The 14,858-nt window shown below is 67.0% G+C and carries 8 protein-coding genes and 1 pseudogene; 2 read left to right on the forward strand and 7 right to left on the reverse strand.

Annotation, left to right across the window (positions count from 1 at the left end):
• Positions 1 to 185 precede the first annotated feature (185 nt).
• The 5 genes and pseudogenes from OG203_RS10405 to OG203_RS10425 all read right to left on the reverse strand — a co-directional run bounded on the left by OG203_RS10405 (position 186) and on the right by OG203_RS10425 (position 7,362).
• Positions 186 to 782, reverse strand: coding sequence for a (2Fe-2S)-binding protein (locus tag OG203_RS10405; protein ID WP_405165471.1), 597 nt, complete (start codon positions 780 to 782; stop codon positions 186 to 188).
• A gap of 17 nt (positions 783 to 799) precedes the next feature.
• Positions 800 to 1,202, reverse strand: a pseudogene (locus OG203_RS10410) (PGPGW domain-containing protein).
• A gap of 94 nt (positions 1,203 to 1,296) precedes the next feature.
• Positions 1,297 to 3,513 carry a SulP family inorganic anion transporter gene (locus OG203_RS10415; RefSeq protein ID WP_405167821.1) on the reverse strand — a complete coding sequence of 739 codons (2,217 nt, stop codon included), beginning with the start codon at positions 3,511 to 3,513 and terminating at the stop codon, positions 1,297 to 1,299.
• A 294-nt stretch (positions 3,514 to 3,807) separates the two neighbouring features.
• Positions 3,808 to 6,039, reverse strand: coding sequence for a SulP family inorganic anion transporter (locus OG203_RS10420; RefSeq protein WP_405165472.1), 2,232 nt, complete (start codon positions 6,037 to 6,039; stop codon positions 3,808 to 3,810).
• Between the two features lie 306 nt (positions 6,040 to 6,345).
• A complete protein-coding gene (locus OG203_RS10425) occupies positions 6,346 to 7,362 on the reverse strand; it encodes a LacI family DNA-binding transcriptional regulator (RefSeq protein WP_405165473.1) in 1,017 nt (338 codons plus the stop codon).
• Between the two features lie 133 nt (positions 7,363 to 7,495).
• Here OG203_RS10425 and OG203_RS10430 point away from each other — a divergent pair, with 133 nt between their 5' ends.
• Positions 7,496 to 8,854 carry an MFS transporter gene (locus OG203_RS10430; RefSeq protein ID WP_405165474.1) on the forward strand — a complete coding sequence of 453 codons (1,359 nt, stop codon included), beginning with the start codon at positions 7,496 to 7,498 and terminating at the stop codon, positions 8,852 to 8,854.
• 4 nt (positions 8,855 to 8,858) lie between these two features.
• Entirely contained in the window at positions 8,859 to 10,457 is a 1,599-nt protein-coding gene (locus tag OG203_RS10435; RefSeq protein WP_405165475.1) for a hypothetical protein, read from the forward strand.
• Positions 10,458 to 10,516: 59 nt separating this feature from the next.
• Here the strand turns inward: OG203_RS10435 and OG203_RS10440 are convergent, their stop codons facing one another.
• Positions 10,517 to 13,465 (reverse strand): amino acid adenylation domain-containing protein, encoded by a 2,949-nt coding sequence (locus OG203_RS10440; RefSeq protein ID WP_405165476.1) that lies wholly within the window; start codon positions 13,463 to 13,465, stop codon positions 10,517 to 10,519.
• A 95-nt stretch (positions 13,466 to 13,560) separates the two neighbouring features.
• Positions 13,561 to 14,856 (reverse strand): ATP-grasp domain-containing protein, encoded by a 1,296-nt coding sequence (locus OG203_RS10445; protein ID WP_405165477.1) that lies wholly within the window; start codon positions 14,854 to 14,856, stop codon positions 13,561 to 13,563.
• Positions 14,857 to 14,858: the final 2 nt, after the last annotated feature.

Raw genomic sequence — 14,858 nt, forward strand, 5'->3', positions numbered from 1 at the left:
GTCCCGTGGTGTCGGGGCCGCGAATGGTTCCACCAGCGGGCACGCAGTCGCGCCCAGGTCGGACGTCGCCAGTCGTATGGCACCCCCGCCGCCCTGCCCTGCGGTTCGGGGACACGGTCGTCTTCGGAGTCGGCGATCGTGCTCGTACCCTTGTTTTTGCGAAATCGGTTGGTCCGTTTGGGGTCCTACTGGTCACGCTCCGCCAGGTTGCCGAGCAGGGTTTCGCGTTCGGCGGCTGGGCGTTTGGGGCAGCTTGTGCACATCTCGCAGTTGGGGACCTCGTAGACCAGGCAGCAGGAGATGCGTTTGACGAAGGTGCGGCCGCCGATCTCGACGAAGCGCGGGGTGGGGAGCTTGCCGCCGATGTCGGTCGCCAGTCGGGTGCCCGCCGCTGGGGAACCCGCGTCGAGGGCTCGGTTGCCGACGGCGTCGGCGACGATCGCCCACAGCGACGGGATGCCGGCGCCGGACACCTCGGCGACGGGACCGATCACGGCCGCAAGGGTTTCCCGCAGTGCGGCGCCGGGCTCGGTGGTTTCGTCGGGCTCGGCGAGGAGGTGGATGCGTTCGACGCCGCCGTCGGGACGGACCTCGCAGTCGAAGCGGTCGAGCACCGGCTCGACCGCCTGCTCGTCGTGCGCGTAGGCCCGCGCGATCTGCTCGACCAGCGCGGAGGCGACCATGCACCACCACAGCGTGCCCGCGATCCTCGGTGTGGTTGTCCCCCACGAGTGACCCATCTCGGCGATCCGTGCCGCCAGCCAGTCCGGCTGCGTCAACATTCGCCCGGGAACCGTATTCACCATTTCAGGGGACTGCGTAACCATTGCCACTCGACTCCGATCCAGCTGCCGACCATCCCGAACGTGCCCAAAATCCATAGTGCCGCGAATACCACGCCATACCCTGCCGATACTTTTCGCGCAGCCAGCCGAGTGCCCGTTGTGCCCAGGCGAATTCGGTGGCGAGGATGCCAAGTCCGGCGAACACGATCGCCCAGCCGGGTCCAGGGTGCGGCCTCGGACACTCGTCCTCGCAAGCGCCCTGTCGGGAATCGCGAGGATCCCGACGGAGAGCACCGCGATGCCGACCATCGCGACCCCGACCCGATAGGCGAGGTTCAGCGTAGGTCGCGCGGCAACGCGGGCACGGAAGGCGCGCCAGCCCGTCCCCGTCGATCTTGCTTCCAGCTCGACCGTCACGATCCCAGCGTACGAGACCGCCCGGTCCGGCCCAGGTCGCAGCCGTCGAGACCGCCCGGACCTGGTCGGTTCGGGCGGGCTCGACGGTCGTAGATCAGACGAGTTCGGGCGTGACCCGGTGACCCGCCTCGTCCTCGATATGGGCGAGTCCGTGCTCGGTGATCTCGATGACGCGCGCGCTGGCGATATCGAAGAACAGACCCGACACCGTCACGCCGCGCTCGGCCACCGCCGCGCGCACTGCGGGATGGCGCTGCAGGTTTTCCAGCTGCACGGCCACGTTCACCATGCTCAGCTGGTCCACCTCGCCGAATCCGGCCCGCGCTGCGGCCACCGCGACCGGGTGACCGCGCCGGACCCGGTCCAGGCTCGGGTGGGCATGCGCGAGCCACTTGTCGATTTCCGGACCGGCCTGCGCCCCGGAGTGCAGTGCCTTCATCGCGCCGCAGGACGAGTGTCCGCAGACCACGATCGAGCGGACGTTCAGCTCCTCCAGGGCGAAGACGAGCGCCGCGTCCACCGACGGGTCGCCGACGGCGGGAACCAGGTTGCCCACATTGCGCACGGTGAACAGGTCACCGGGCCCGCTGTTGGTGATCATGTTCGGCACGATCCGCGAGTCCGCGCAGGTGAGGAAGAACGAATCCGGATCCTGGCTGTCCCGCAGTTCGTCCAGGTGTGGCCGGACGACGTGCGCGTGACTGCGGTGGTAGGCGGCGACACCGGCCGCGATCGGATCGGCGTGCTCGTTGCGCCGCCACGGACCGAGGATGTCGGTCCATACCGCGCGCCCGAAGCTGCGCGACGGCGGACCGTCGGTCGCGTGCGCCATCCTCGCGGTGCCGATTTCCACGAAATCGACACTGCCGCCGTTGCTTTCCTGCTGACGCACCCAGTCCTCGATGGCTTCGAAGGCGGCGTGGTCGAGGAAGTCGACGGTCATCTCGACGGTGACGTCGGCGTCGGCGGGCACCTTCGCGAATTCCGTCGACAGCTTCGGCAGCGCGAGGAACGTGCAGGAGCCGTCGATGGTGACCACCCAGCGCTGCGAACCCGGAATCTGCCTGGCGCTGATGGCAACTCGCACCACCCGCCACAGCAGCAGGGCGAAGGCGAGCGCGAGGCCGATCAGCACGCCCTCCAGCAGATTCAGGAACACCACCGACACCACGGTGACGGCGTAGACGAGCAGGTCACCGGTGCGCCGGGCGAGCCGGATGTGCGCGAGTTTCACCAGCTGCATGCCGATCACGATCAGCAGGCCGGCCAGCGCGGCCTTCGGAATCTGTTGCACCACAGCGGCCAACATCACCGAGAACACCAGGATCCAGACGCCGTGCAGCACCGCCGACGCCCGGCTGCGCGCGCCCGCCTGCACGTTGGTGGCACTGCGCACGATCACGCCGGTGACCGGTAGGCCGCCGAGCAGCCCGGAGAGCACGTTGGCCGAGCCCTGACCGATCAGCTCGCGATCGAAATTGGTGCGCTGACCCGAGTGCATCTTGTCCACCGCCACCGCGGAGAGCAGGCTTTCCACGCTGGCGATCAAGGCGATAGTGATAACCATCAAGACAATGGCCGACCAATCACCACGCGGCAGCTCCGGCAAACCGATCGCGTCGAACAGCGAGCCGTTCAACACAATTCGCTCGGCACCGGTCGGCAACACCATGGCGAGCACGGTGCCAGCGAATACCGCGACCAGCGGACCGGGGACGACGCGCAGCCTGGCCGGTGCGTACTTCCAGCCGAGCATGATGGCGATCACCACCGCGCCGATGAACGCGTCACCGCCGTGCAGCGACAACAACTGCCCCGGCAGTTCCGTGAGATTCTCGAGCGCCGAACTGTGCGACGATCCGCCGAGCAGCACGTGAATCTGTTGCAGCGCAATGGTGATGCCGATACCGGCCAGCATCGCGTGCACGACCACCGGCGCGACGGCGAGCGCGGCCCGCGCAATTCGGCTGAGCCCGAACAGGATCTGCAGCACACCGGCCGCGGCGGCGATGAAACAGGTTACTTTCCAACCGAATTGGTTGATGGACTCGGCGACGACAACGGTGAGTCCGGCGGCCGGGCCGCTCACCTGCAGAACGGAGCCGCCCAAGAGACCGGCGACCACACCGCCGATCACGGCGGCGATCAGGCCAGCGGCGACGGGCGCGCCGGAGGCGACGGCGATGCCTAGCGACAGCGGCAAGGCGACCAGGAAGACCACGATCGAAGCGGGCAGATCGTGGCGAAGAATCGAACGCAGACGATCGGACCTGGGCCAAGAACTATGGCCCCGTTCCGCTTGCGGTGACATCGGTGGGGCTAAATCGTTCTCGACGACCATGACTATCTCCTTCGCCGAACTCGGCCACGACGGCCGAGGTCGGTTGACGATCTACATGTCCAGCAGGGCACACGACCGCGAACCGGCATCTCGCGGTGAAGCAGTTCTCGACGCACCAATGGGTCGAGAGGTAAACCGGAATAAGGCTATGAGTAAAGACTTAGCAAAGCCTGAGAACGGGGCTAATAGCGCGTAAACTCCGCGCTACCCCGAATATGGCCTGCCGCACAGACACGTGGCGGGACGCATGGGCCGTCGCGCCGGTTAAACCGGCGCAGCGGCAACACGGCGGCCCTCATCGTCGAACTCCGCGATACCGTCCACGGTCACCTCGATCACCCGGGCCGTGGCCAGGTCGAAGAACAGCCCCGACACCGCGACGCCACGCTCCTCGATGCCCTGCCGCACGGCCGGGTGCGCATGCAGCGTCTCCAGTTGCAGCGCCACATTCACCATGCCGAGCTGGTCGACCTCGCCGAATCCGGCCAACGCGGCAGCCTCGGCGACCGGGTGGCCGAGGCGGAAGCGGTCCAGGCTCGGGCGGGCGTGCGCAAGCCAGTCGCTGAGCCCCGATCCGGTGCGCACCTCGCGATACAGCGCCTCCATCGCGCCGCAACCGGAGTGACCGCACACGACGACCGCGCGCACGTCCAGCTTCTCCAGTGCGTAGATCAGCGCGGCCTCGACCGAGACGTCGCTGCCCGCGGTGGGGACCAGATTGCCCACATTGCGCACGGTGAACAGGTCGCCGGGCCCGCTGTTGGTGATGACGTTCGGGACGATGCGGGCGTCGGCGCAGGTGAGGAAGAACGAGTCCGCGTCGGGGCGGTGCCGCAGGCCGTCCAGGTGCGGGCGCATCAAGTGCGCATGCCCGCGGTGGTAGGCCGCGATGCCCGCGACGATCGGATCCTCGCGGATGCCGGTGCGCCGCCACGGGCTGATCGCCTGATCGATGACCTGCCTCGAGTTGCCGCGCTCCGGCGGGCCCGCCATCGCCCGCGCCATCCGCGCGCTGCCGATCTCCACGAATTCGACTGTGCCGCCCTCGGATTCGCGCCGCGCGGCCCATTCGGTGATTCGCTCATAGGAGGCGTGGTCGAGGAAGTCGACCGTCATCTCCACCGTCACGTCCACCCCCGCAGGCACCTTGGCCAGCTCGGCGGACAGCTTCGGCAGCGCGAGGAAGGTGCAGGTGCCGTCGATGGTCACCACCCAACGTCGCGCGCTCGCAACAGGTTCCGCGATGATCGTCACCCGGACCACCCGCCACAGCAGCAGCGCGAACGACAGCGCGAGCCCGATCACCATGCCCGCCAACAGGTTCAGGAACACCACACTCAGCACCGTCGCGACATAGACGTAGAGATCACCGGTGCGCCGAGCGAGCCGGATGTGCGCCAACTTCACCAGCTGCACGCCGATGAGAATGAGCAGCCCAGCCAGCGCCGCCTTCGGGACCTGTTGCACCAGACCGACAAGCGCCACCGCGAACAGCAGGACCCAGACACCGTGCAGCACCGTCGCCGCCCGGCTCTGCGCGCCCGCTTGCGCATTGGTGATGCTGCGCACGATCACCGCCGCCACCGGCAGTCCGCCAAGCAGGCCGGAGACCATGTTGGCCGAACCCTGCCCGATCAGTTCGCGATCGAGGTCGGTCGAGGTTCCCGGCCGCAACTTGTCAACGGCGACCGCGGACAGCAGCGTTTCGACGCTGCCGATGAGCGCGATGGTCACGCCGGTGATCGCGATCGCGGTCCAGCTGCCCGACGGAATGGCGGGCAGTCCGATCGAGTCGAGCAGCGAGCCGTTCAGGACCAGACGCTCGACATGGGTCGGCAGCACCAGCGACAGCAGCGTCGCGACCACCACCGCGACCAGCGGCCCCGGCACCACCCTGACCTGGCGCGGCACGAACTTCCAGGCGATCAGGATGGTGATCACCACGAGCCCCATCAGCAGGTCGCCGCGATGCACCGACATCAGCTGATGCGGCAGCTGGACGAGACTGTCGAACGACGAACTCAGCGACGCGCCGCCGAGCAGCACATGCACCTGCTGCAGCGCGATGATCACGCCGAGCCCGGCCAGCATCGCGTGCACCACCACCGGCGCGATCGCCAACACGCCGCGGGCGACCCTGCTCAACCCGAACAGAATCTGCAACGCACCGGCGCCGACGGTGATGAAACACGTCGCGGCCCAGCCGAATTGGTGCACACTCTCGGCGACGATCACGGTGAGACTCGCCGTCGGCCCGCTCACCTGCACCGCTGAGCCGCCGACCAGCCCCGCGACCACCCCGCCGACCACGGCCCCGATCAGGCCCGCGGCGACGGGTGCGCCCGAGGCGACCGCGATGCCGAGGGAAAGCGGTAGTGCGACAAGGAAAACCACGATGGAGGCGGGTAGATCGTGGCGGCCGATACTGGCCAGACGTGCGGAGAAAGCGAGGTGGCGCGGCGACGTCCGTGGTGCGGAATCGGTGTCGGTGGACATATTTCTCCTTCGCCGGGCGGACGTGTGCCGTCCCGGTTCATCGGTGGAACATGTACTGGCATCGAAAGCGAGCGGGGCGTAACTCAGCCACTCGAGAGCGGCGGCCCGGTTGACGCGAAGGTCTGGGTAATAGTAAAGACTTCGCAAAGCATTTGGAAAGGTTTCAGGTGGAATCGGCATAACCGTCACCGAATTGTGATCTGGATCACCCTGCCTGGCGGATCCGAGGAGACCCGGTCGCGGGCCTGACACCGGTCACTTCCTACGGGCGTTCCCGCTGCGTGAAATCGCGGGCGATCCGGCGCGCTATACGGTCGGCCGCGCGGTGGAGGATCTGACGCGCAGGTCCACCGCGACGATGACGTCCGGGTCCTCCGGTGGACGACCGGCGAGGGTGCCGATGAGCAGCGTGGCGGCGCGCTCGCCGATTTCGCGACGGTTCACACCGATCGTGGTCAACGGCGGCGACAGTGATGCCGAGGTGGGCAGATCGTCGTGTCCGATGACGGAAACATCGTCGGGCACGCGCAATCCGCAGTCCGCGGCCGCGAGGTAGACGGCATGCGCGATGTAATCACTGTTGGCGACGAACGCGGTCGGCCGTACCTCGGGCGCGCCCCGCAACGCGTCGGCGACCGCGACCCGTGCGGCATCGGCGGAGAGTTCGGTGGTCACGGCGGTCGCGGCGAAATCAAGTTGCGCGCTGAGCACGTGGAACCGCTGCCAGCGTTCGGGATCCGGTGATTTGTCCGGTGGGGCGATCACCATGGCCAGTCGGCGGTGGCCGAGGTCGACCAGGTGGCGCACCGCAAGATCCACCGCCGTGCGCTGGTCGGATCGGACACTCATCGTCGTCTGCCGGTCGCCGCCCTCGGCCGAATTGAGCAGGACCACCGGCCTTTTGGTCGATGCGTGCCACTGCCGCACCTGACGGCTCGCGCCGATCGGCGCGATCGCAAGCCCATCGATCGCCCGGTCTTCGAAGGCGTCGAGCAGTTCCCGCTCCCGGTCCGGGTCGTATCGGGAGGATCCGACCATGACGTCGTAGCCCGCGCTGGCGCAGGTCTCGTCGAAGCCGTCGATCACGTCGAGGAAGTGTGGGTTGCGCAGGTTGCGGATGAGCAGGCCGAGCACCTTGGTCCGCCTGGTCCGCAGCGCGACGGCGGAGACATTGGGCCGGTACCCCAGTTCGGCGGCGCGGGCGAGGATCTGCTCGCGTAGTTGCTCGCCGACACCGGCACGGCCGGACAGTGCCAGACTCACCGCCGATATCGACACCCCGAGCGAGGACGCGATATCTCGCTGAGTGATCCCGGCTGCCACAAAGGGACACCTTAGCGAACGGAGGCTGAACCAAGATGAACAGTGCGCGCCATCGTCGGCCGATGCTTGGAATAGCGCTTCTACCACTGCTAAAACGATTGAGTAAATTGCTCGCTCCCACGAAGGGACCATCGTGTCGCACGATGCCTTTTCCGTTCTCGACTCGACCAAGCTTTCGGCGTTCCATCGCAAAGTGACCGTGCTCTCGGCCGCTGGCATGTTCCTGGACGGCTACGACATCACGGTGATCGCGGTCGCACTGCCGACCGTCGCCAAACAGTGGCATCTGTCTTCGCTGATGACCGGCGCGTTGACCGCGTCGGCCGTCATCGGAATGTTCTTCGGCGCCTTGGTGTTCGGCAGGCTCACCGACCGGCTCGGCCGTAAGAAGATGTATCTGGTGAACCTGCTCGGGTTCGTCGTGTTCGCGGTGCTCGCCGCGGTGGCCCAAGACGCCTGGCAGTTGCTGATCTGCCGGTTCCTGCTCGGTCTTGCGATCGGCGCTGACTACACGATCTCGACCTCACTGCTCGCCGAATACGCACCGGCCAAGCGCCGCGGCAGCCTGATGTGCCGACTGGGCGCCACCTGGTTCATCGGCGCGGCCTGCACCTACGTGTTCGCGCTCATCCTCGTGCCGTTCGCGGGCGAGCACACCTGGCGGATCATGCTCGTGCTCGGCGCGGTCTTCGCGTTGATCGTGCTGTGGATGCGGCGCAGCATCCCGGAATCGCCGCGCTGGCTGGCGTCCAACGGGCACACCGAGCAGGCACGCGCCGTGCTGACCGACCTCGGCGACACCCAGTCCGTGCTCGCCACCGCACACACCGGCCACCGCACCCCGTGGCGCACCCTGCTGACCATGCCGTTGCTACGCATGACCTTCTTCTGCTGCGGCTTCTGGTTCATGTACACCCTGGCTTACTACGGCATCACCCTGTACACGCCGACGATCCTCAAGCAGGTCACCAGCAGCACCACGGGCATTTACGCCGGCTCGCTGATCATCGCGCTTGTCGGTGTTGTCGGGGCCTTCACCGGTGCGTCGCTGGTCGACCGCGTTGGCCGGCGCCCGCTGCTGATCATCGGATTCGCCGGCATGCTCGTCGCGCTGACGGTGCTCGCGCTGCTGCGGGAGCCGGGGCTTGCCGCCCTCGTCGCCCTGCTCGGTATCGCGGTCCTGTTCGCGAACTCCGGGCCCGGCATCGTGAACCTGGTCTATCCGAGCGAGGTCTTCCCGACCTCAGTGCGGGCGACCGCGAACGGGCTCGGCACCGCCGTCTCGCGGGTTGGGGCGATCACCGGCACGCTGCTGCTACCCACCCTCATCAATGCGTGGGGGCTGCACAACGTGCTGTGGATCTTCGTCATCGCCGGTGCGATCGGGTTGGCCATCGCGATCACCCTCGCCCCGGAAACCAAGGGACGCACGCTGGAGGAACTCACCGAATCACCTTCCCGGACACCAGAATCCGACGCGGTAGCGCGCTGACCCCATGTCGACTCGCGATCACACCCTGGTACCCGGCGACACGGCCGGGTACCGCACGCTGGCCACCGCCCCCGGCGAATTACACACGCCGCGTACCGAACTCGCGCCGGGCGCCGAACCGGGCGGCGGCCGCCGACTGCTGCGGTTCGTGCACATCACCGATTTCCAGCTCGCCGACCCGTTTTCGCCGGGCCGCCTCGATTTCCTGCAGCGCTTGGCCGGGCGGCCCGGCTGGGACGATATGTTCCCTGCCTACCGCCCGCAGGAAGTCGTCGCGCTGCAGGCCTTCGAAGCGATGGCGCGCACCATCCGCGACATCGACGCCGCGTTCGTCGTCACCACCGGCGACAACACCGATAACGCGCAGCTCAACGAGTTGCGCGCGGTGCTGGCGTTGCTGGACGGCGGCGTCGAGCTCGATCCGGCGTTCGGCGTTGTCGACAAGCAGACACATCCTTCGCACACGGTATCGGGCGAGTTCTACAATCCCGAGCCCGAATCCAGGGACCGGTACAAGCGCGACCATGGATTCCCGGATGTCCCGGGATTGCTTGCGGCAGCGGCGATTCCCTTCGCCACCCGAGGCTTCGGCGCCCCGTGGCTGGCGTGCTTCGGCAACCATGACTGTCTGGCGCAGGGGCGCGCACCGGTGACTCCCGATTTCCAGCGTCTGGTGACCGGGGATCGCCGACCGGTCGGCATCCCCGTCCAGGTCCCGGACGACCCGATGCGGTCCTATCTGGCCGACCCGACAGCTCTATCGGATGGTCCGGCCCTGCCGATCCAGCCGCGCGCAGACCGACGACTGGTCGACCGCGCCGAATACATTCGGGCGCACCTGGACAGTCCGGCCGAGCCCGCCGGTCACGGGTTCACCGAACAGAATCTCACCGACGGTACGGCCTATTACTGCTACGACGCACTGCCCGGCGTCCGGATAATCGTGCTGGACACCACCAACCCCGCAGGGCACGTCACGGGGAGTATCGGTGCGCGCCAACGGGATTGGCTGATCGATCGACTGACCGAGGTGCACTCCACGCATCTCGACGAGCACGGCGCCCCGGTGCGGACCGGCAACCGCGACCGGGTCGTCCTGCTGGCCTCCCATCACGGAATGTCCATGCTGGACAACACAACCGAGGGACCAGAAGCCGACCTGCCGCGTTACCTCGCCGCCGACCTCGAGGCGATCCTGCACCGCTTCGACAACGTCGTACTCTGGCTCGCCGGGCACGAACACCGAAACTCGATCACCCCGCACCCGGGCCCGCACGGCGGATTCTGGCACGTGATCACCTCCGGGCTGTGCGAATGGCCCGTCCAGGCTCGATCACTGGAACTCCTACTGCCCGAACCGGATTCGCCCGACAACCTCCTGGTGATCCGATCAACCATGATCGATCACGCGGCGCCCCCACAACCTGGCCCCACCCTCGACCTGTGGGACCTGGCCAGCCTGCATCGCGAGCTGTCCTGCAATGAGCCGAGTCGGGTCGGCGGACCGCATTCGGCGGGCAGCCCGGCGGACCGCAACGTCGACCTCGTTGTTCCGATCAGCCCCGCCCTCTTGATCGAACTGCGTGCACAGTTGGCTGGATAGATACGAATACGTGCAGATCCGCTGTGGGGCAGGGCTCGGACAAGAAATCCGTCCGTTTATCAAGCATTCGCATCGGCTTCGACTCTTCGCGCCAAGCCTGCCACGGTCGGGGCTTCGAAGATCGCGCGTACCGCCATGTTCCTGCCGAACGATCGTCGGATCGCGGCGATCAGGCGCATGGCCAGCAACGAGTTTCCACCGAGCGCGAAGAAATCGCTATCGAGGCCGGAGCGATCGACTCCAAGCAGCTCGTCGAACAGACCGGACAACACTTCCTCGGTCGGCGTCGACGGAGCCCGATAACCGACGGTGGCCGAAGAGTCTCGCGCGGGCAGTGCTCGTCGGTCCAGTTTGCCGTTGGGTGTGAGTGGGAGTGCGTCGAGGATGACCAAGCTCGCGGGAATCATGTAGTCGGGTAGCGAGTTCGAGAGGTGCTTGTGTAGCAGGGCGGGTAGGTCGCGGCGTTGTTGTTGCAGTCGGCGTCCCCGTAGCGGGTTGTTGGCTGGTCGGGTCGGTGAGGTCGGCACGACCGGGAAGTCGATCCACGGCATCGGGGTTCGGTCGGACTCCGTGCTCGGATCCTCGGGCAGGAACGCGGCGTCGAACCGGCCGGCGTTGTCGGTGTCAGCCCAGCTCAGCACCGCTCGGTATCCATACGTGGCGGCGAGTTGATGGATCTGTTCGGGGTCGACCGCGCCGGAAATGGCCTGGTACATGCGTGCGTTCGGTATTGCCCTGATTCCGATCGCGCCGGTGTGCTGTCGGTCCAGCCATTGCCGCAGCGATGGTTCGTCGGTCCAGTCCTGCCAGTGCTCGACCGCGATCCGTGGCACGGGCGTGCCAACCCGCAGCACGGCGTCGTACCGGTATTGCGTCATCTCGTTGGCGAACCGGCCTCGCCGGGGCATCACCTGGACCCCGGTCACCTCGGGCAGCAATTCGGGCAGGCCGGTGAAGAATGCCGGGTCGATCACCAATTCGCTTTCCTCGGCCATGGCTCGGGCCACCGACACCGCCGCATCACCACGTTTCGCGGCGTGCACCCTGGTGTGGAAATCTTCGAGCACGCGCAGGTTTCGCACGTCACCGATCAGCACATGCCCACCGGGGGCGGCCACGCGGGCCGCTCCGCGCAACACCCGAACCAGATATTCCAGATCCGGGAAGTATTGGACCACCGAGTTCACGATCACCACATCGAACCCGTCTATCGGCAGATCACCCAGGTCATCGGCCTCCCGGCACAATAACCGCACCCGGTGCAGACCGCGCTCGTCCAACTCCTTCCGCAATCCCGCCAACGTCTGCGCCGAGAAGTCCACACCGACGTATTCCCGCGCGTCCGCCGCCAGCCTCGACAGCAATAAGCCGGTGCCACACCCGATTTCCAGTATCCGGTGGCCGCCCAATGCCATCACCCGAGTCACGCCGGCGTCGACCCATTCCCGCATTTGTTCGGTGGCGATCGGCTCGCCCGTGTAGCTGCTGTTCCAGCCCGACACGTTGAAATCACCTGGCACATCACCCCATTGCCCCTGCACATCGTTGAAAATCGCCCGCCAATCGGCCACCTGCCCACCGGCCGAACCATCGACCCGCACTCCCGACTCGGTCCCACCGTCGGCTTGCGTCTCATCACCGCGATCGGCGTCGGCCCGGGGGACGACGTAGGCGACCAGTCGCACATCCCCCGGCAGATCCTCCCGTGCGACCACCGCTGCCTGAGCCACTGCGGCATGGCCAACCAGCACCGACTCGATCTCCCCCGGCTCGATCCGAAAACCACGAACCTTCACCTGGTCGTCCAGTCGGCCGACGAACTCCAGCACCCCCGCCCGCGTCCACCGCACCGCGTCCCCGGTCCGGTACAGGCGCGACCCCGCTGGCCCGAATGGATCCGGCACAAACCGAGCCGCGGTCGCACCCCCTCGACCCGCATAGCCACGAGCAACCCCCACACCACCCACGTACAACTCCCCCACCACACCCACCGGAACCAGATGTGCGAGCCCGTCCAACACATATGCCCGCGAGTTATTGATCGGCACACCGATCGCCGCCGGAGGGCCGGGTTCGATCGGGCACCAGGTGGTGTCGACAGTGCACTCAGTTGGCCCGTAGAGGTTGTAGGAAACGCGGGCGCTAGCGGCTAGCCGATCCCACATTTGTTGCTCGACGGGCTCGCCGCCGAGCAGCAATCCGCGCGGCGAAGCGGACTCGCACTCGTCATTGTCGAACAATCCCTGTTCCAGCAGCAGCCGCGCCAGTGACGGCGTCGCGTCCACCATGTCGATTCGATGCCGGCGGATGTATTCGATCAGCTCGTGCGCATCGCGCCGCACCGCTTCCGGAATCACATGCAGCAGATGCCCGCACATCATCGGCAGCAGTTGCTTTACCGAGGAATCGAAGACCAGTGACGCGAACAAACCCACAGTCGTTCGCGATATCGCTGGGTCCGGATAGATACCGCTGTCCGCGAAGAACGAGCACAGGTTCAGTAATGAGCGGTGTTCCACCACAACCGCTTTCGGTCGCCCGGTCGACCCCGACGTGAAAATCAGGTACGCGGCGTTCTCCGGCCCGGCCACCGGTATCGGGCGATCAGCTCTTCCGTAGGGCGAGAGCTGCTCCGCTGGCACCCACCGGATGTCCGATGCCAACGCCACAGTCGTCCGCGTCCTGGCATCCGCCACCAGAACTGATACGCCGGTATCGGCCAGCGCCTGCGCGATCCGGTCGGTGGGTTGTCCCGGATCCAGCGGTAGATACGCGCCGCCAGCCTTCAAAACTGCCACGATCGCCACGATCGCCGACACACGCCGTTCGACACACACCCCCACCGTCGTCTCCGGCCCCACACCCGCATCCCGCAACCGCCACGCCACCTCGTTCGCCCACGCATCCAGCTCCCCGTACGACAGCTGCTGCCCCGCGCACACCACCGCCACCGCGCCGGGCGCCCGATCCACCCACCTCTCCAACAGCGACACCACTGTCACGGGCACCGGCACTTCCGTCCGATTACGCTCCACCACAACATCTCCCCCCGTCGTCAGTGGGTAATACAACCGGCCTGTCTTGGCATTGACCGGAGTCGTTGTCACGGAACCAGATTCGCCGAAGGCCGGGTGTGGATGCGCACCATGGCCGCGCCCCGCTCGGCCGCCGAGCCCGCGGACGCGGGGTTCTCGCCCACCGCGATCACGTACGCTTTTCTCGCCGTCGAACTGGTCAGCGGCACCATGACATCGCCGACCCTGGTCTCGATCCCAACGCCGACCACCCCCGGCACCCTTCTGGCCTCGGCGACCCCGCTGATCTCGGTGACCACTCCTGGCAGTCCCGAGCAGAACCGGAGGGCCGCCGCTCCCGTCGGACGACTCGGCATGCTGACCGGCTCACCACTGAGCATGGACACCAGAGCCTTCGTGATGTTCACCCGGTAGGCCAACCCGACCAAGAACATGAAGCTGGCGCCTGGCGGCCGGGCGGCGCAATCCACCACCATCGGGCCGGCCGCGGTGACGATGCAGTCAGCGATCAGGATCGCGGTGTGCAGGCCGATGCCTGCCACCAGGCGCCGCATCACCGACAACAACTCGGCCTGAACCTCCGCACTGATCGGGGCGGGAAACGTGTGGCCGCGCTCCAGCGGGTGCGGGCCAGGGAACAACAGGGTCTCGCCGATGTGGTGGAAGACCACATCGCCGTCTCGGACGAGCAGTCCCACGGTGTACTCCGGCCCGCGCATTCGCTGCTCGATCAGGAATCGTCGGCGCAGCGGGCGAGCGGGGACCGAAGGGTCGGACTCGTCGCCGACGACGGCGTGCGCCCAGGCTTGCTCCAGATCGCTGTCCTGGTCGAGCAATTGGATGCCCTGGCTGCCTGCCCGGTCGGCCGGCTTCAGCACGGAACCGCCCGCCGCCCCCGCGACGAACCTGGCGACGTCCTCGGCTCCGTCCACCTCCGCCCACCGAGGGGCAGGCAAACCGGCACGGTCGATCGCCTCGCGCAGCGCGATCTTGTCACCGAAGAGGGGCGCGACCGCTGCGCCGGCACCCGGCAGGCCGAGCCGCTCGGCCACGAAAGCCGCCGCCGCGACCGTGTACTCGCCGCCTGGGATCACCGCGGTAAAAGGGCGCTTCGCGTGCTCAGCGAGCACTACGTCAAGGAATTCCTCGGACTGGACATAGTTTCCGAACACGATCTTCTCGACACAGCGATGGTCCCCGTCGTGGCCGGTAAGGCGGCTCGACATGCCGGTCCGGTGCGCCAACAACCGGTCTCGCGCATCGAGCACACCGCGCTCTTCGAGCACCACGACGCTGGCCGGAGGCATGAACTCGTTCATCGCCCCGAGCACAGTGAGGTTCACGCTGAACAGCAACACACGCACCG

Origin of the sequence: Nocardia sp. NBC_01499, assembly GCF_045040275.1 — a bacterium.
In the GTDB taxonomy this organism is placed as follows: domain Bacteria; phylum Actinomycetota; class Actinomycetes; order Mycobacteriales; family Mycobacteriaceae; genus Nocardia.